Origin of the sequence: Halobellus sp. LT62, from assembly GCF_037031285.1 — an archaeon.
Lineage (GTDB): Archaea > Halobacteriota > Halobacteria > Halobacteriales > Haloferacaceae > Haloquadratum > Haloquadratum salinisoli.
On record NZ_JAYEZO010000002.1, the window covers coordinates 398,527 to 416,863 of the forward strand.

An 18,337-nucleotide genomic window follows, 5' to 3' on the forward strand; every position below is an offset into this window, starting at 1 on the left:
CGTTCTGACGGAATCGCCGCGAGTCCCTCGTCTCTCAGCCTGTGATTCTCTGCTCCGATACTGGGGCCAGTACCTTCAAGCGATCGTCACCCTTGGCTCGCACCTATGCAAACGCAATTACTCTCTCTTCTCGATCGGATCGGCTTCGGATCGCCGCCGGAGTCGGTGCGCTCACACGGCGGATCGCCGGTCCGGATCGTCGCCAGTGCCGTCGTTTCGCTGACCGGCCTCGCGCTGTTAGTCCCGAACCTCTTTCCGCTCCTCGAGGGCAGCGGGGCGTTTGCAGTCGTGCTCGGTCTCCTCGGTGCGGTCGTTTCAGTCGGCCTCGTCGTCGTCGGCGGGCTGTTGTACACCAGCGGGTTCAGCGACACGAACGCCGTTCGCATCGCGGCTTGGAACGTCCTCGGTGTCGTCGTCTTGGGAAGCGTGATGTTCGCGCACGCCGTCGCACAGAACCGCCTCTCCGGTGGGATCGCCCCCTCGATGTTCACCGTCGGCAATCTGCTCGCGATCGGCGCGGCCGCGCACGTCATCATCGGCGTGTACGACGCCCGGCGGGTCCGCGCGGAACAACTCGCTCGCGAACGGCGTCGGACGGCGGTGCTGAACCGAGTGCTCAGACATAACCTCCGCAACGAGGCGCAGGTGCTCGCCGGGCATGCCGACATCGTCGCCGACATCCCCGACGACGCGCAGCTCCGGCGCTCGGCCGGCGTGCTGAAACGCAGCGCCGACACCGTCGGCAGTCTCGCGGAGGGCGCGAAGACGATCACGCGCGAGCGCGACAGAGCGCCCGACGAATACGAGCCGGCGGATCCGACGGCCGTGTTCGAGGAGGCCGTCGAGCGCGCGCGAGACCGGTATCCTGACGTCGCGTTCGATTTCGACGCGCCGGACGAGATCGACGCGACAGTCCGCGCCAGCGACGGGCTCCGCACGGCGCTGAACGAGTTGCTCGAAAACGCCGCCGAGCACGGCGAATCGCCGGTCGACGCGTCCGTTCGTGTCCTCCCGCAGACGATCGAGCTGTCCGTCACCGACCACGGCGACGGTATCCCCACCCACGAGCGCGACGTCGTCGTCGGCGACGCCGACATCACGCAGCTGACGCACGGAAGCGGACTGGGGCTGTGGGTCGCAAAGACCGTAGCTGACACGCACCGCGGTTCGCTGTCGTTCTCAGACGCACCCGAGTCGACGACGGTCACGCTATCGCTTCCGCGGGCGTAGGTGCGATCCCGTCACTCTCGGCGTGGCCGCACTTCTCCCGACTGCACGGTGCCCCGCCTTTTCGTCATCGGCAACGCGTGCCATCGACGAAGGCTTATATCGGTCCGGCAGTTGACGTTGGAGTATGTGTACGAAATCGATCTCACGGTCGCGCTCCCGGCGGACGGGACGGGGCCACCGAGTCGCCGCCTCGCGGATCGAGGGGGTTCGTGAGGAACCGGAGCGCGCGGGAGTGACGTATCTGTGACCCCCGCACTCGGATCCGACTCTGAGACGGAGCGTGCGGACGACGCGGAGCGGAGCGGGCGATCCCGCGGCGATATCGACGACGCCGACCGCGAGCCCCAGCCGCACACCATTCGGCTCGAACTCGCGGACGAACCGGGGCAGCTTCTGGCCGCTCTCGAACCGATCTCGGAGAACGGTGGGAACCTGCTGTCGATCTTCCACGAGCGGGGGAACGTCACCCCGCGGGGTCGAATCCCCGTCGAGGTCGACGTCGAGGCCACGCCGGACCGTTTCGAGGCGATCGTCGCGGCGCTCCGCGAGGGCGGACTCAACGTCGTGCAGGCGGGCGCGGAACACTACGCCGAGGAGGTCGTCGTGCTCCTCGTCGGCCACCTTGTCGACACCGACCTCTCCGATACGCTCCGTCGGGTCGAAGGGAACCCCGCGACCTCGATCGCGGACTTCTCGCTGAACGCGCCCGAGGGTCGTAACGACACCTCGAGCGCGCGCCTGCGCATCGCGACACGCGCGGGCGAGACGACGGCGGCGCTGGAACTCGTTCGCGAGATCGCATCGGAGAAGGACCTCCACGTCGTTGAACCGCTCGCGGGAGGTGCGCTATGAGCGACGGAAAGCGACTCGCCGTCCTCGGCGCGGGCGCGGTCGGCAGTTCCGTCGTCGACCTCGCCGCCGAGTACGGCCACGAGGTCGTCGCCTTCGCGGACTCCTCCGCTGCGGTCGTCGACGCCGACGGCATCGACGCCGCGGCGGCGTTAGAGCGGAAGCAGACCGAGGGAACCGTCGGCGACGCCGACCCCGACGCGGCGCTTGCCGCCGACTACGACGTGCTCGTCGAGGCGACGCCGACGACGCTCGGGGACGCGGAACCCGGATTTTCGCACCTCAAAACGGCGCTGGAGCGCGACCGACACGTCGTCCTCGCGAACAAGGGGCCGGTCGCAGAGCGATACGGCGACGTCCGCGCACTGGAGCGTGAGAGCGCTGGAAACGTCCGTTTCGAGGCCACCGTCGGCGGCGCGATTCCGATCATCTCGACGGTCGAGGACCTTTCGCCCTCGCACGTCACCGCCGCCCGCGGCGTGCTCAACGGCACGGCGAACTTCATCCTCTCGCGGATGGCCGCCGAGGGTATCGACTACGAGCACGTGCTCGCGGAGGCGCAGGACCTCGGCGTCGCGGAGGCGGACCCGACGTTCGACGTCGAGGGGACCGACGCGGCGCTGAAGTGTGTCATCCTCGCGAACGTACTCTCGGCGGGCGAGCGGGAGTTCACGCTCTCGGACGCCGAAGTCGAGGGCATTACGAACGTGCCCGGCAGCGCGCTCGAACTCGCCGCAGAAGACGGACGGACGATCAGACTGGTCGGCGAGGCGACCCGCGACGGTATTCGGGTCGGGCCGCGACTCATCCCGCAGAACGCCGCGCTCGCGGTGACCGGGACGCGCAACATCGCGCAGTTGGAGACGACGAACGCGGGACAACTGAACCTCAGCGGTCGCGGTGCGGGCGGTCCTGAGACGGCCTCGGCGGTTCTCGGCGACGTGGGACGGCTCGATTAGCGGCGGGGCGGCGGTGATTTTTGCCGTGGATTGCTTCGATATGCACCGTAATTACTGCCGATTCGACCGTGGTAGATGCTCCCACAAACCGCGATACGACGGCGTTTCGGCCGTCTACGTATCGAAATGGTTTTAGGGCTTTCTGGCCAAAGAAGCCGGTACAGAGCGCCTTAGCGCGTGACCCACACTATGAGTGACAAACCGCACCAGAACTTGGCCATTATCGGCCACGTCGACCACGGAAAGAGTACGCTGGTCGGGCGACTCCTGTTCGAGACAGGGTCCGTCCCGGAGCACGTAATCGAACAGCACCGAGAAGAAGCCGAAGAGAAGGGCAAGGGCGGATTCGAGTTCGCCTACGTGATGGACAACCTCGCCGAGGAGCGCGAGCGTGGTGTCACCATCGACATCGCCCACCAGGAGTTCGACACCGACGAGTACTACTTCACCATCGTCGACTGTCCGGGCCACCGTGACTTCGTCAAGAACATGATCACGGGTGCCTCGCAGGCTGACAACGCGGTCCTCGTCGTCGCCGCCGACGACGGTGTCGCGCCCCAGACCCGCGAGCACGTCTTCCTCGCCCGCACGCTCGGTATCAACGAGCTCATCATCGGCGTGAACAAGATGGACCTCGTCGACTACAGCGAGGACACCTACAACGACGTCAAAGAGGAGGTCAATCAGCTCCTCAAGCAGGTTCAGTTCAACTCCGACGACGCACTGTACATCCCGATCTCGGCTTTCGAGGGCGACAACATCTCCGAAGAGTCCGAGAACACGTCGTGGTACGACGGCCCGACCCTGCTGGAAGCGCTCAACGGCCTGCCGGAGCCGCAGCCGCCGACGGACGCGCCGCTGCGCCTGCCGATCCAGGACGTTTACACCATCTCCGGTATCGGGACGGTCCCGGTCGGACGTGTCGAGACGGGTACGATCAGCCCCGGCGACAACGTCTCCTTCCAGCCGTCGGACGTCGGCGGCGAGGTCAAGACCGTCGAGATGCACCACGAGGAAGTGCCGCAGGCCGGCCCCGGTGACAACGTCGGGTTCAACGTCCGCGGCATCGGCAAGGACGACATCCGCCGCGGTGACGTCTGTGGCCCCGCCGACGATCCGCCGTCGGTCGCCGAGACGTTCAAAGCGCAGATCGTCGTGATGCAGCACCCCTCGGTCATCACCGCGGGCTACACGCCGGTCTTCCACGCCCACACGGCGCAGGTCGCCTGTACGATCGAGTCGATCGATCAGAAGCTCGACCCCGCCTCGGGTGAGGTCGCGGAGGAGAACCCCGACTTCATCCAGTCCGGCGACGCAGCGGTCGTCACCGTGCGACCGCAGAAGCCGCTCAGCATCGAGCCGTCTGGCGAGATCCCCGAGCTCGGGTCCTTCGCTGTCCGCGACATGGGTCAGACCATCGCGGCCGGAAAGGTCCTCGAGGTCAACGAGCGATAGATGCAGCAGGCACGCGTCCGTCTCGCCGGAACGAGCCCGGACGACCTCGACGACATCTGCGACGATGTCCGCGAGATCGCGAACAAAACGGGGGTTAACCTCAGCGGACCGATCCCGCTGCCGACGAAGACGCTCGAAGTGCCCGCGCGGAAGTCCCCCGACGGAGAGGGGACGGCCACGTGGGAGCACTGGGAGATGCGCGTCCACAAGCGTCTCATCGACATCGACGCCGACGAACGCGCGCTCCGGCAGCTGATGCGGATTCAGGTGCCGAACGACGTCAGCATCGAGATCGTCCTCGAAGACTGAGCGGTCGACTTCCGACCGCCTGACGCCCCTTTCGCCCCGTTGTCGCGGTCTCACGACCCTACGGGTGTGGCGCTAAGGCGTCGACGTCACCTCCTGTCGTCGCCTCGCCGTGGTGTGATTCGCACGCACGCGAGGGACGAAGCAGAAGGTACAAATGACGCGCCGCCTTCGAACGTAATGCGGGCTCGTAGATCAGTGGCAGATCGCTTCCTTCGCAAGGAAGAGGCCCTGGGTTCAAATCCCAGCGAGTCCACTACTTACTCTCGACACCATTCCGACGAGCAGTGACTCCGTCAGGAGTCCTGTGAGTACCGTCGGTGTCGAGTGTAATCGTGCCTGTTTGAGCTGGGATTTGAGCAGCGAGCAACGCGAAGCGTTGCGAGTGAGTTCAACATCCCAGCGAGTCCATCTAACTTTCCCGTCATTTCGAGTTCTTAGATATTCCCGATTCTTAGCCGCTGCACGCGGTATTTGCAGAAGAGTATCACCTGTAAAAAAACACTGTTTCTAAATGAATTACTAACGATCGGACATTCACGTCACCGCTGTACCCTGATTCGATGACGCCGCGCGGTACTACTGTCGGATGCGCGGCGGCGGCATCGCCGGCGGGGAATTCTCGACCGAAGTCAGTCACCAGACGAAAGAACGCCCGATGTCCTTCGAATCCAAAGGAGCCCGCGAGGTGCGAAAACGTGAGTTCGTAATTCGAGAAGCCGATCTCGGCATCGACTACTCACTGGTACAACTACCGATTTGTCTCTCCCGGTGAATCCGCGACGCTCTCACACCGTTTTCCACGCGCCTCTGATGTCTGTCGGCGACATCTGGGTGTCGTGCGTCTCCCGTGCGTGTTCTTGGACGAATTCGATGAGCTGGTTCTCGTCCTCGGATCGAATCATAAAGTCGCAGTCGTATCCTGCTTCTCGACAGGAGATTTCTTTGGCCATCGGTTTCGGACCTCCGTGCGGAGGGATGGGCGAACGCTATTTTGTTATTCACCGAGATGTCCACAATCCGGGAAGCGGGACGTTCGAACGGTGATCCTATCGATCGGTGTGAGTCGGAATTCTCTCGGGCTACGTGGGCTGTGTCCCTGACTCCTTGCATCTCGAATTCTCGCATAATCGGCGAGGACGCCACCGCGCGTAATTGCGGCTTATCTCTCGGCTGAGGCGCATAGCGCCGTCCTAGTACCGAATAAGACTGCCTTTCTGGGTGGTTGCACCGCTGCGTGAGAACTGCCGATATCACAGTTACAACTGATTGCCCGTCCGATCGCACGCTTGGCGTGCGATCGAGAGCGGCACGGATAATTCTCTGTTAACCGACATTGGTAGAGCCCGGTCGCGAGGAGCGGATAAATCGCGAGGCTGTACGTGAAGGGGTTCACCTCCGACGTGAGCGGCCAGCCGACGTGGTTACCGCGAATGACGTGGCCGATGTGATGGGCCGCCCCCAGCGCCGTCGGCATCACGGTGAGCGCGAGGAACACCTCCGTCAGACTGTCGTCGACTGTCGGCAGTTCGTCCGAGAATCGATCTCTGATCGCCATAGTCGAGCGTCGTTCTCAACTGGGATCAGATTTTGACCCATATGTTGGGTCGGTGAACTGATGACGACTATAGTAGCGTTTGCAAGTCTTCACTCACTCGACCGCACGACAGCGTGCGGTCGGATGAGTAATCAGTTGCAAACGCTACTATAGCTCCCCCGGATAGCATAATCGCATCCGACTGATCCGATTACGAATCTCTCAAAACACCTAGCCCCATCGCTGTTTATCCTCGATAGTAGCACGTCAAAGATCGATATACAACGCCATTTTTCCACCCGAATACTTATCATATGTGGAACTATCTCCTAAATTAGACGTCACAATGGACAACGAACGGACTACTCGACGAACCCTCATTCGATCCGCAGCAGTCGGCTTGGGACTCGGTGCGCTCGCGACGCCCGCCACCGGACGCCGATCGAAGGGCGGCAACGGCCGAGGACGCGAGACAGACAACGGCAAAATCTCGCTCGTTGACGGCGACGCGGAGTATCGAATCTACATCGCCGGCGACGGGGACGGCGCGGCCGACACCGTCGAGGCGTTTGCGTATCCGAAGGAACCGGTGCTGGCCTCCGAGGACCCTGTGGGCGGGCTATTCGATGCGGGTGACATCGAAAAGACGCCGAACGGGCAGACGCTGCATCACACGTTGCGGTTCTTTCAGGGGCTGCTGATTCGGAAAGACCGCGGCAAGCCGTACGTGATGGTACATCAGGGTGACGGGCGCTTCGTCTCGAAGGGTCAGTCGATCAACTTCGAGGCGCGGACCACGGAGGAGTTGTGGGCGCTGTTCGAGGGGGCCGGCTTCGACCCGGACTTCGCGGCGCTCGAACCGTTCGCGACGCTCGCAGGCGGTCGCTGGCGCGCCTTGGCACGCGACGTCGTGCAGTTCGCCGGCGACCCCGAGACGAGTCGGTCTATCGCGTGGTCGATCACGCGCGTCGACTTCTACACGCGGGGCGGCGGGCGACCGTCGCCCGAACTCTCGGCGCTGTACGCGATCTATCCGAATCTGGACGAAGACGGCCGTCCGACGACCGCGAATCCGCTGGATCCGACGATCAGACCGATGCCCGGACCGACGCGGGAGACCGGACGCGAACTGATCGCTGACGGACGAGCGAACCTCGGCGGGCAGTAGCGCCCGTGCGACGTCGACGCGCCGCTGAAAGCTCTGGAAGGTCAGCCTGCGAGCCGCTGCCGATTACGGTGCCGCTGACTACGGCCGTCCGACGCGGTCGTGTCGCCGCCAGAGGTAGTAGCCGCCGGCCGGGACGGAGAGTATCCAGATCATCGGGAGCAGGACGTTGAGCAGGTGGACGACGCCGACTACGGCCCACAGCGTGCGGTTCGGCTCCCACTCGACGTCGCTCTCGCCGACGGCGAGCGCGTCGAGGTACAGCGAGAGGCTGAACATCGGGATGAGCACGACGCCGAGGATCAGTGCGAGGACGAGAACGAACGGGAGCAGCGCGGCGAACGCGGGAACCGTCTCGTAGAGGAAGGCCGCGTTCTCCTGTACGCCGATGAGCGTGAGGACGATCGGGGCCGACACGAGGATCACGGCGTAGGTCGCGACCGTGAGCGCGACGCCGTAGTACCACCGAGAAACGCGCTCGGAACGTACTGGCCCCGCCTCGTTGTCCACGTTCTCGCTGTGCTCGTCGTCGGTGGGTCCTGTTCCGCATTCGACTGGGTTCGTGTCGCTATCGGACCAACTGTCCCCGTCGCTATCGCACCAACCGTCCCCGTCGCTGTCGTACCAACCGTCCCCGTCGTACACGTCGCTCGCGACGTCGACGGCGGCGTCAGTGGAGCGCCACCGACGAAGCAGGTACGCCGATCCGACGAAGAGGAGCAGCGGCAAGTCCGCAACCGCGAAGCCCGCGATCGGAACGGCGATGCCGGCGAGACCCCAGAGCCGATAGTTCGGCGACCACGACTCCGCGCTGCGGGCGACCGCCCGGGCGTCGAAGTACAGCGACACCGCAAAAACGGGGATCAACAGCATACTCACCACGACGAACACGACGGGAAGGAAGTCGAAGGCGGTCGGGGACGCACCGGATTCCAGATCCACCAACTCGATGCCGATCCAGCCGGCGATTTCGAGCAGCGGAGGGAGGGCGACGCCGACCCACCAATCTGAGTCGACCATACGCGTCCGGCACGTGCCAGCAGTAGAACCTTTTCGGTCGCGACGACGGAATCGAACGACCGGCGAACGGAGCGGCCGCTCGCGGATGAGATCTCAAAAAACCGCTCGACGCGGGGTACTCAGGTAACGATCACGCGACGTTGAAGCCCTTGTCGCGGAGGAAGTCCTCGACGCGACCGGTGTGGTTCCCCTGCAGTTCGATCGAGCCGTCCTCGACGGTGCCACCGCAGGCGAATTTCGACTTCAGATCCGAGGACAGGCTGTCCATATCGACGTCCTTGGGGTCGAACCCTTCGATGACCGTTACCTCTTTTCCGTAGCGGCGCTCGTCGATGCGGATAGTGATCTCCTGGGACTCTTTTGCGACGTCTTCGCAGACGCAAAGCTCCTCAGGGAGTCCGCACGTCGAGCAGACTTCCGACATTACAACCCGAACCTACAAGATGGGGATATTAAACAGTATCGGGAATTCACCGCGACCGCACGGCAGCGGCGGGTGTGCGTTCTCGATCTCCGCGATACCGGAAGCGCGTCGTCCCGGTGTCGGCGGCCCCGCTGGGATGCACTCTCCTCACCGAACTCGCCGAACGAGCGGCGTCGACGCGCGGACCAGTCTGTCCACCCGGTTCACCGCTTCGTCGGCCTCATCCCGTTCGACCCCGTCGCCGTACCGCACCCGTTCGTACAGTTCGAGTACCCGGCGGACATCGGTGGCTGTCGTACCGTCTTCGATCGACAACGACTCCACGTACGCCCGCGGCGTCTCGCCCGGTCGACGCGACCGGTAGCGCCGTTCGAGGACCACTGTGAGACGGCGATGTGCGCGGATCACGTCGGCGTCGGGACCGGCGTCGGACCGACGTTGGAGCTGGACCGAGAGCAGCCGACCCGCTCGGTTCGCCAGTCCGCTGTGTCGCGCCCCCGCACCGACGCCGACGGCTGCGACGAGGGCGACGAGGAGCGTCCGCTGTGACGGCAGCGCCGGAATCGGAATCGATCCGTCCTCCGACGAATTCGGCGTCGGCGCGCCCGCGTTCGGCCCCGCCGGCGCGTCCGTCGCGTTCGTCGGGTCCGTCGTGGTGATCGCACCGGATGTCGACTCGCTCCCGTCCGTCGCCGCCGTGGTGGTCTCCGAGCCGTCGCCCGGCGTCCGCGGCGTCGCGTTAGCGTTCGGCAGGTCGACGCCACCGACCCCGTTCTCTCTCGCGTCAGCGATCCGGGCGTCTTCGGCGCGCTCTCTGGGCCCCGACGGCGTCGGATCGAACCGAACCCACCCGACGTCGGGGAAGTACACCTCGACCCACGCGTGGGAGTTGAGACCGCGGACGACGTAGCTGTCGTTTCCGGCCTCCTCTCCGGGCGTATAGCCCGTCGCGAAGCGCGCCGGGACGCCCTGCGAGCGGAGCATCACGACCATCGTCGTCGCGTAGTACGTGCAGTAGCCCGCGTCCATCTCGAAGAGGAACTCGTCGGCGACGTCGCCGCTCGGAGCGGGCACGTCGAGTGAGTACTCCTTGTTCGATTCGAGGTGCTCTTCGATCGCGACGGCCTTGTCGTAGGGCGTCGGCGCGTCGCCGGCGATGCCCTCGGAGCGCTCGCGGACTCGATTTGTCGTGCTCGTCGGCAGTTGGAGGTACGTGTCGGTCACCCGATCGGGGTAGTCGGTGCCGGCCGCGCGGAGCCGCTCGTTCGACGCGTTCGGCACGCTACTCGTGACCGTGTACTCCTCGCCCGCGAGGAGCGTGGTGTCGGGCCTGACGGTTCCCTGCGGCGTCACGACCGTCTCGGAGGCGACCTCGCCGTCGATTTCGACGGGTTTCCACGCCGCGGGGAGAACGGATATCGCGCCTTCTGCGGTCACGGTCTGTTCGAGTTCGTCCGTCGGTCCCGGCGGCCCCCGGAGCCGTCCGTCGTAGGGGCGCACGTTTCCGGTCCGAACCCACCCATCACCCGTGTAGCGGTCGTACGCGCCGGTCTGCCAGTACGCCGCCTGCGGACTGTCGACGGTGAATCGAACCGCCGGCGAGAGGCGGATGCTGCCGACGACCTCGATTTGGTCCTCGGCGTCGACAAGGTTCGCTTCGGCCGTCGGCGAGCCCCGGTCCGGGAGCACCGGCGACCCCGCCGCCCCCGGCAGAACCGAAGCGGTCGCGGAGACGACGATCATCGCCGCGAGAAGCGCCGTCAGCGCGTCCGCCTGTCGGAACTCGATCCCGTGCCGTTCGACGGTCGCGGCGGCGGTCGTCACGGTCGCGCCGATGACGCCGACGAGCGTCGTGATCCCGCTCACGTCCCCGGTCAGCACGACGAGAGCGAGCGCGATGCTCCCCGCGACCGCGGCGGCGACGTACCGTCGCCTGACGGCGAGATACCACGAGAGGAAGACCGGGCCGGGGACGATGGCGACCGCCCACACGCCAGCGCCGACCAAGCGGAGGATCGAGAGCCCCGTCAACAGCGCGACCGTGTCGGCGACGGCGCGCTCGGGCGTCAACAACTGCGCCTGACTCCGCGGCAGGGCACCGAGATACGCCACCAGTCCCAGCGCGAGCAGGATCGAGGTGAGGCCGAGTGCGGCGCGGACGCCCACGAACCGCCCGATAACGAGGGCGAGTGCGAGCGCCGCAGCGACGACGACGAGGAACTCGCCGCTCCTGCCGACGACGTCTGTGACCTCCCACAGGACGCTCGTATAGGACGCCGTCAGCGCGGCGAGCCCGGCGACTGCGAGCACGCGGGCGCTGTCGAGTCCGCGGATCCGTCCGAGCCACTCGTACCGCTGCTCGCCGGCGCTCACGTCCGTCCCTCCTCGCCGCTCGTCGCGGTCCCTCCGCCGCTCGTCACGCTACCTTCCATCTGCGCCGACGAGTCCGCGCGGTCCGTCACGATCCCTTCGAAGTCGCGAGCGCGCCCGTCGAACCGGACCGCGACAGACTCGTCGTCGGCGAGGATCCGCACGTCGACCGAGGCCGTCTCCGCTGTCCCGCCCTTCGCGACGGCGAGGTGTTCGAGTAGCGGTCGCGTCCGTCCCGGTGACGCCTCGACGCGGCCGGACGGCGTCGCCAGTGCGACCGCCGCGCCGTCGTTGACGAGCGCCAGACACACCGTCGCGGCGGCCGTCGCCATCGCGTCGGTGGGTGTGACTGCAGATGTGGCCGCGGAGTGACCGACCGCGTCGTTCGATTTCGACGCCGTCTCCGCGGCGACCGTTACCGTCTCGAACTCCGCGTCGCTGGCGAACTCACGGACGACGAGTTCGCTCCGCTTCGCCGATGACTTCCAGTGTACGTCTCGAAGCGAGTCGCCACTGACGTACTCTCGAAGCGTATCGAACTCGTCTCGTCCGCCGGGCCGCCGGGTTCGTGCCACCGTCGTTAGCTCGCCACGGATTGCCTCCGGCAGTGATCGAACCGACGGGTACACCGCGACGGTATCTCGGACGTCGATCTCGTACGTCCGCCTGAGGAGTCCGAGAACGTCGGTGACGACGACCGACGCGGGGCCGATCTCGTGTCGCCCGCGTCGCCGCCGCACGATCTCGTAGGTGATCGCGTCGCCGTCGGTCGTCGCGTCCACGACCGCCGTCGACTCGCTGCCACCCGTCTCGCTCTCAATCCCTGATGGCAGCCGGTCTCGAACCGTGATCGGGTACGGTCTCGACGCCGACAGGTGCACTTCGACCGTACCGATCGTTCCGGGTTCGTCCGGGGACGGCAGTCGCCGTTGGAACTCCGGGGGTTGCGTGCGCCAGACCTGCACCACTCCGGCGAGGAGGGCGACCGCTGCCGGGAGGACGACGGCGTCGAGCGTTCGCGGACCAAAGAGCGCCCCGGCCGCGAACGCCCCGATCGCGACGCCGAGGACGGCGTACCCGCGCCGCGTCGGTCGGATGGCCGGAGTCATCGGCGTCCGTCGGCGCGCCGCATCACTCCACGGGCACCTCCGCCAACGCGCGCTCGACGATCGCCGCGCCGTCGGCATCCGTGTCGGTTCGGATGCGGTGACTCAACACCGTCGGGGCCTCGGTCTGGACGTCGTCGGGGGTGACGTACCCGCGCTCCTCGAAGACCGCCCGCGCTTGGGCGGCCCGGAGAAGGGCGATCGATCCGCGCGGACTCACGCCCAGTCGGGCGTGTTCTCGCGTGTATCCGGCCAACCGTGACACGTACGCTCGAACGGGTTCGCGGACGGTGGTCCGAGAGACGGTTTCGCGTGCGCGCTTGACGTCCCCGACGGTTGCGACGGAGTCGAGCGATTCGATCGGGTGTTCGCCGGCGACGCGCCCGAGCAACGTCGTCTCCTCGTCTTCGGTGGGGTAGCCGAGCCGGATCTTCTTCGTGAACCGGTCGATCTCCGCGACCGGGAGTTCGTACGTCCGACCGGGTTCGACGTCGTTCTGCGTGGCGATCACGGTGAAGGGGTCGGGGACGGCGTGCGTCGCGCCGTCGACGGTCACCTGCTGCTCGGCCATCACCTCCAAGAGCGCCGCCTGCGTCTTCGGCGGCGCGCGGTTGATCTCGTCGCCGAGGACGACGTTCGCGAACACGGGGCCGGGCTGGAACTCGAACTCCCGGGTCTTCTCGTTGAACACGCTCACGCCGGTCACGTCCGACGGGAGAAGATCCGGAGTGAACTGGACGCGGTTGAACGAGCACTCGAGCGACGTCGCCACCGCGCGCGCGAGCATCGTCTTTCCGACGCCCGGGACGTCTTCCAGCAGGAGATTCCCCCGCGCGAAGACCGTCACGAGGATGTGTTCGATCGCGTCGCGGTGCCCGACGATGACGCGCTCGACGTTGTCGACGATCCGCTCGGTCAGTTCCGCCGCGTCATCGATGTCGAGCGGACCGGGCGACGACTCCGTCGGCGTCGACTCCGAGATAGCGTCTGCATCTGTCATAGCTGGGAACCAGTGTGCGCGAGTCGGAGTCTCCGATCACTACTACGCCCCCGCTCGCGCTCTCACCGGGCTATAGCTTCCGCGTCCACGTAACTCTGCTGGGCACCCGGCCGACGTCGGGGCTGATCAGCCGGCCGGCGTTCAGCGCGATCGCGTTTCCAGTCCGCTTTTGGTCCTCGGCGGCCGTCCGGTAGGTATGGAACGGGCGGAGTCCGAGACGGACGACGAGACGGGGGCGCGCGTCGGCACCGGCGATACGGACGAGGACGTCGATCCCGACGACGACGCTTCGACGCCCGGCGCGGCTGACGAGTCCGAGCACCGGTCCGAACGCGTCGAAGACGCCGACGACGCGGGACTCCGTCCCGAGGGCCCCCCGGAGAAGATGCTCGATCGCCGCGAGGAGCTCACGCCGATGCTCTCGCAGTATCTCGATCTCTGTGAGCGCCATCCGGACGCGATCGTGCTCTTTCAAGTCGGCGACTTCTACGAGGCCTTTTGCGAGGCCGCCGAGACCGTCGCGCGCGTCTGTGAGGTCACGCTCACCCAGCGCGAGGACTCGACCGGGACCTATCCAATGGCTGGCGTCCCGATCGACAACGCGGCGTCGTACCTCCAGTCGCTGCTCGACGCGGAGTTCCGCGTCGCCGTCGCCGATCAGGTCGAAGACGCCGAGGAGGCGACCGGGCTGGTCGATCGCGCCGTCACGAACGTCGTCACGCCGGGCACCGTCGTCGACGACGAACTGCTCGACCGCGCGAGCGCGACGTACCTCGGGGCGCTCGTCGGCGACGGTGCGGGTGGGGAACCCACCGCAGGCGACGAACGGGCCGCGCTCGCGACGCTCGATGTCTCGACGGGCGAGTGTCAGGTGACGAGCGCCCCCGGCGACCGGATCCGCGACGAACTCGAACGGCTCGCCCCCGCCGAGTTGCTCGCCGCCCCCGACACCGACCTCGACGTCGAGACCGTCGGATTCGAGACGATGACGACTGAACACGAATCGGCCTCGTTCGACCTCGAAACCGCCGAAGAAACGCTCTCGGGCTACCTCGCGGAGCCGGCGGCCGTGCTCGATTCGCCCGCCGAGCGCCGCGCGATCGGCGCGCTTCTCTCCTACGCCGAGTACACGCAGGGCGACGACGGCGCGCTCTCGTACGTCTCCCGCGTCCGGCGCTACGACCTCCGCCGGTCGCTCCGCCTCGACGCGACCGCGATGCGAAGTCTAGAACTGTTCGACTCGCGGCACCCCGGCCGCGGCGAGACGCTGCTTGGGACGGTCGATCACACCGCCTGCGCGCTCGGTCGCCGGAAGCTGGAGGCGTGGCTCCGCCGGCCGCTCGTCGACCGCGAGCGGATCGAGCGTCGCCACGACGCCGTCGGGGAGCTGCTCGACCGACCGCTCGTCCGCGAGACGCTCTCTGAGCACCTCGAAGACGTCTACGACCTCGAACGGCTGGCCGCGCGGGTCGCCAGAGAGCGCGCGAACGCCCGTGACCTCCGTTCGCTGCAGACGACGCTCGCCGTCGTCCCCGACGTCGTCGACGCGCTCGCCGACGCTGATTCGGCGGCCCTCCGCGACCTCCGCGACTCGCTGGACGAACTCGCTGACGTCCGGGGATTGATCGACCGGGCGATCGTCTCGGATCCGCCGCAGGAGATCACCGAGGGCGGCGTCATCCGATCCGGGTTCGACGACGAACTCGACGAGGTCCGCGAGACGGAGCGGGAGGGCCGCGAGTGGGTCTCATCATTAGAGGCCCGCGAGCGCGAACGAACCGGTATCGACTCTCTCGAAGTGGGATACAACCAGGTCCACGGCTACTACATCGAGGTGACGAACCCGAACCTCGATCGCGTCCCCGACGACTACACCCGGCGACAGACGCTGAAGAACGCCGAGCGGTTTTACACGCCAGAACTAAAGCGCCGCGAGGACGAGATCCTCTCCGCCTCCGATCGCGCCGACTCGCTGGAGTACGAGATCTTCTGCGAGGTGCGCGCCACCGTCGCCGAGGAGACCGACCGCATCCAGTCGCTCGCGGACGCGCTCGCCCGGCTGGACGTCCTGACGTCGTTCGCCGCCGTCGCGGCGAGTAACCGGTACGTCCGCCCCGAGATGGGCGCGGAGACGCTCCGGATCGAGGAGGGGCGACACCCGGTCGTCGAGCGAACGCAGGATGAATTCGTCCCCAACGGGGTCGACTTCGGAGCGGGCCACGTCGCGGTCATCACCGGGCCGAACATGAGCGGGAAATCGACGTATATGCGGCAGGTCGCGCTCATCACGCTGCTCGCGCAGGCCGGCGGGTTCGTGCCCGCCAGCGACGCTGAACTCCCCGTTCTCGACAGCATCTTCACGCGCGTCGGCGCGTCCGACGACATCGCCGGCGGCCAGTCGACGTTCATGCGCGAGATGGCGGAGCTGACCGAGATCCTCCACGACGCGACCGAAGACTCGCTGGTGCTCCTCGACGAGGTCGGCCGCGGCACCTCGACTGCCGACGGGCTCGCGATCGCCCGCGCGACGACGGAGTTCGTCCACGACGAGGTGGGCGCGACGACGCTCTTTGCGACTCACTACCACGACCTGACCGACCTCGCCGAGTCGCTGCCGAACGCGTTCAATCTGCACTTCACCGTGAGCAAGGAGGGCGACGCCACCCGCGGGGACGCAGCCGGGGGAAACGACGCTGGCGAGGCCGCGACCGACGCACCGGCCGCGTCGCGGTCGGGCCGGGATTCGGACGTGACCTTCCTCCATCGCGTCGCCGAGGGACCTTCCTCCTCCTCGTACGGCATCGAAGTCGCAAAGCTCGCGGGCGTCCCGGACCGGGTCGTCGAACGGGCGAACGAGTACCTGCGGGCGTCGGCAGCGCCCGACTCCCCCCAGCCGTCGCCGGAGGCCGGTTCTGATTCGCCGTCCGACCCATCCGACCCATCCGACCCATCCGAATCGGACAACCGAGGCGACACCCTCGCCGCCTTCGTGGAGGACCTCGAAGACGAGACGGCGCAGGCGAAACACGACGCGGAACGGGCCGACGGCGTCGACGACGTCGACGTTCCGGCGACCGACCGATCGACCGACGACGACCACTTGACGGAGGCCGAACGGGCCACCCTCGAGGAACTCCGCGAGGTCGACGTGGCGCGGACGACGCCGCTCGAAGCGCTCAACACGCTGGAGGCCCTACGACGCAAACTGAATGAGTGAGACTCCGGGCTCGGCGTCCGACTCCGCACGCGTGCGACGCCTCGACGAGGCGACGGTCGCGAGCGTCGCCGCCGGCGAGGTCGTCACCCGCCCGGCGGACGTCGTCGTCGAACTGGTCGAGAACGCGCTCGACGCGGGCGCGACGCGGGTGGATGTCGCGGTTGCGGGCGACGGTACCGAGCGAATCCGCGTCGGCGACGACGGCCGAGGTATGAGCCGCGCGGACGCCGAACTCGCGGTCGAGCGCCACACGACGAGCAAACTCGCGTCCGACGGATCGATCTCGGCGGTCGACACGCTCGGGTTCCGCGGCGAGGCGCTCGGAAGCGTCGCGACGGTCGCCGACCTCGAACTCGTGACGAACGACGGCGGCCCGGAGGGGACGCGCGTCGTCGCCGACGGACCGCGCGCGGCGCGGGTCGAACCCGCGGGTCGCGCTCGCGGCACCACCGTCACCGTCCGCGACCTGTTCGCCGACACGCCCGCGCGCCGGGAGTCGCTCGGGACCGCGCGGACCGAGTTCGCCCGCGTGAGCGACGCCGTCTCGCGGTACGCCCTCGTCCGCCCGGGCGTCGCGTTCGCGCTCTCGCACGACGAAACTGCGGTGTTCTCGACGCCCGGGACGGGCGAGTTCGACGACGCGCTGCTCGGGGTCTACGACCGCGAGGTCGCCGCGCGCACCCTCGATTTCTATTCGACGCGGGCGCTGGACGCTGATCCCGATGCAGTGGCGGAAACCCGCATCGAGGGGTCACTGGTCCAACCGTCGGTCACCCGCGCCCGCCGCGAGCACGTCTACGTCGCCGTCGACGGTCGGCCCGTCCGCAACGACCGCGTGGCGCGGGCGGTCGTCGACGGCTACGGCGACCTCCTGCCTGACGGACGGACACCGATTGCGGTGCTCTCGCTCGCACTTCCCGAGTCGTGGGCGGACCACAACGTCCACCCCAGAAAACGAGAGGTGCGACTCCGGTCGGCCGATGCGGTCGCGAGCGCCGTCGAGGCCGCCGTTCACGACGCGCTGTCCACTGCCGACCGCCGCCGGGCCGAGGAGCTGTCGATGGACCTCGGCGACTCCCTCGAACCGCTCTCCGGGTCCGACGCCGACTCGGCGTTCGAGGACGTCATCGTGATCGGGCAGTACCGCGGGCTGTACCTGCTCTGTGAGCTCGATGGCGACCTCCTGATCGTCGATCAGCACGCGGCGCACGAGCGAGTGAACTACGAGCGGCTCCGCGAGGCGGTCGACGGGGCGGTCCCGACTGCGGCCATCGACCCGCCCGAGAGCGTCTCGCTGACGCCCGCGCAGTACGCGACGGTCCAGTCCTCGCGCGGAGACCTCGACGCGCTCGGCTACGACTTCGAACCGTTCGGCGAGACGACGGTCCGCGTCCGTCGCGTGCCCGCGCCGATGGGTCGCGCCGCGGCACCTGAGAGCGTCCGCGACGCCGCGGACGCGCTCCGAAACGGCGAGTCGCCGGAGGATGGCCGCGAGGACCTCCTGAAGGACCTCGCGTGTCACCCCTCGCTGAAGGCGGGCGATGCGCTCGACGACGAGGAGGCCGCGGCGCTCGTCGACCGATTGGGAACGTGTGAGAACCCCTCCGCGTGCCCGCACGGCCGCCCGACGGTTCTCTCGGTCGAGGAGGCGACGCTGGTTCGGGGGTTCGGTCGGCGCGGGACGCGAATGGAGTGAACG

At 67.1% G+C, this 18,337-nt stretch carries 15 protein-coding genes and 1 tRNA gene; 10 read left to right on the plus strand and 6 right to left on the minus strand.

Going from position 1 to position 18,337, the window contains the following annotated elements; all coding sequences use genetic code 11:
* The first annotated feature begins 105 nt into the window (after positions 1 to 105).
* The 7 genes from U5919_RS11280 to U5919_RS11310 all read left to right on the plus strand — a co-directional run bounded on the left by U5919_RS11280 (position 106) and on the right by U5919_RS11310 (position 5,055).
* The gene (locus U5919_RS11280; protein WP_336024381.1) at positions 106 to 1,230 is read left to right on the plus strand and encodes a sensor histidine kinase; all 1,125 of its coding nucleotides are present in this window, start codon (positions 106 to 108) and stop codon (positions 1,228 to 1,230) included.
* Between the two features lie 124 nt (positions 1,231 to 1,354).
* Positions 1,355 to 1,477 carry a hypothetical protein gene (locus U5919_RS11285; protein WP_336024382.1) on the plus strand — a complete coding sequence of 41 codons (123 nt, stop codon included), beginning with the start codon at positions 1,355 to 1,357 and terminating at the stop codon, positions 1,475 to 1,477.
* Positions 1,474 to 2,082 (plus strand): amino acid-binding protein, encoded by a 609-nt coding sequence (locus tag U5919_RS11290; RefSeq protein ID WP_425604218.1) that lies wholly within the window; start codon positions 1,474 to 1,476, stop codon positions 2,080 to 2,082. The genes U5919_RS11285 and U5919_RS11290 overlap by 4 nt, the downstream gene beginning before the upstream one ends.
* Positions 2,079 to 3,038 carry a homoserine dehydrogenase gene (locus U5919_RS11295; RefSeq protein WP_336024384.1) on the plus strand — a complete coding sequence of 320 codons (960 nt, stop codon included), beginning with the start codon at positions 2,079 to 2,081 and terminating at the stop codon, positions 3,036 to 3,038. Before U5919_RS11290 ends, U5919_RS11295 begins: the two co-directional genes overlap by 4 nt.
* A 189-nt stretch (positions 3,039 to 3,227) precedes the next feature.
* Positions 3,228 to 4,493, plus strand: a complete 1,266-nt coding sequence (tuf, locus tag U5919_RS11300) for a translation elongation factor EF-1 subunit alpha (RefSeq protein ID WP_336024385.1) — start codon at positions 3,228 to 3,230, stop codon at positions 4,491 to 4,493.
* Positions 4,494 to 4,802 (plus strand): 30S ribosomal protein S10, encoded by a 309-nt coding sequence (rpsJ, locus tag U5919_RS11305; protein WP_049985148.1) that lies wholly within the window; start codon positions 4,494 to 4,496, stop codon positions 4,800 to 4,802.
* Positions 4,803 to 4,983: 181 nt separating this feature from the next.
* A tRNA-Ala gene (locus tag U5919_RS11310) sits at positions 4,984 to 5,055 on the plus strand.
* A gap of 532 nt (positions 5,056 to 5,587) precedes the next feature.
* Here U5919_RS11310 and U5919_RS11315 read toward each other — a convergent pair.
* Entirely contained in the window at positions 5,588 to 5,752 is a 165-nt protein-coding gene (locus U5919_RS11315; protein WP_336024386.1) for a DUF1059 domain-containing protein, read from the minus strand.
* A gap of 930 nt (positions 5,753 to 6,682) precedes the next feature.
* On the opposite strand from U5919_RS11315, the gene U5919_RS11320 reads away from it, so the two are divergent.
* Complete coding sequence (locus U5919_RS11320; protein ID WP_336024388.1) at positions 6,683 to 7,504, plus strand: hypothetical protein; 822 nt, start codon at positions 6,683 to 6,685, stop codon at positions 7,502 to 7,504.
* Positions 7,505 to 7,582: 78 nt separating this feature from the next.
* Here U5919_RS11320 and U5919_RS11325 read toward each other — a convergent pair whose 3' ends face one another.
* The 5 genes from U5919_RS11325 to U5919_RS11345 form a co-directional block, all read right to left on the minus strand.
* The gene (locus tag U5919_RS11325; RefSeq protein WP_336024389.1) at positions 7,583 to 8,521 is read right to left on the minus strand and encodes a hypothetical protein; all 939 of its coding nucleotides are present in this window, start codon (positions 8,519 to 8,521) and stop codon (positions 7,583 to 7,585) included.
* A 130-nt stretch (positions 8,522 to 8,651) separates the two neighbouring features.
* Positions 8,652 to 8,945 carry a stress response translation initiation inhibitor YciH gene (yciH, locus tag U5919_RS11330; protein ID WP_049985144.1) on the minus strand — a complete coding sequence of 98 codons (294 nt, stop codon included), beginning with the start codon at positions 8,943 to 8,945 and terminating at the stop codon, positions 8,652 to 8,654.
* 147 nt (positions 8,946 to 9,092) lie between these two features.
* Entirely contained in the window at positions 9,093 to 11,318 is a 2,226-nt protein-coding gene (locus U5919_RS11335) for a transglutaminase TgpA family protein (protein ID WP_336024390.1), read from the minus strand.
* Positions 11,315 to 12,424 (minus strand): DUF58 domain-containing protein, encoded by a 1,110-nt coding sequence (locus tag U5919_RS11340; protein WP_336024391.1) that lies wholly within the window; start codon positions 12,422 to 12,424, stop codon positions 11,315 to 11,317. Before U5919_RS11340 ends, U5919_RS11335 begins: the two co-directional genes overlap by 4 nt.
* 22 nt (positions 12,425 to 12,446) lie before the next feature.
* A complete protein-coding gene (locus U5919_RS11345) occupies positions 12,447 to 13,421 on the minus strand; it encodes an AAA family ATPase (protein WP_336024392.1) in 975 nt (324 codons plus the stop codon).
* A gap of 385 nt (positions 13,422 to 13,806) precedes the next feature.
* On the opposite strand from U5919_RS11345, the gene mutS reads away from it, so the two are divergent.
* Entirely contained in the window at positions 13,807 to 16,638 is a 2,832-nt protein-coding gene (gene mutS, locus U5919_RS11350) for a DNA mismatch repair protein MutS (RefSeq protein ID WP_336025578.1), read from the plus strand.
* Positions 16,631 to 18,334, plus strand: a complete 1,704-nt coding sequence (mutL, locus tag U5919_RS11355) for a DNA mismatch repair endonuclease MutL (protein WP_336024393.1) — start codon at positions 16,631 to 16,633, stop codon at positions 18,332 to 18,334. Before mutS ends, mutL begins: the two co-directional genes overlap by 8 nt.
* The last annotated feature ends 3 nt before the right edge of the window (positions 18,335 to 18,337 follow it).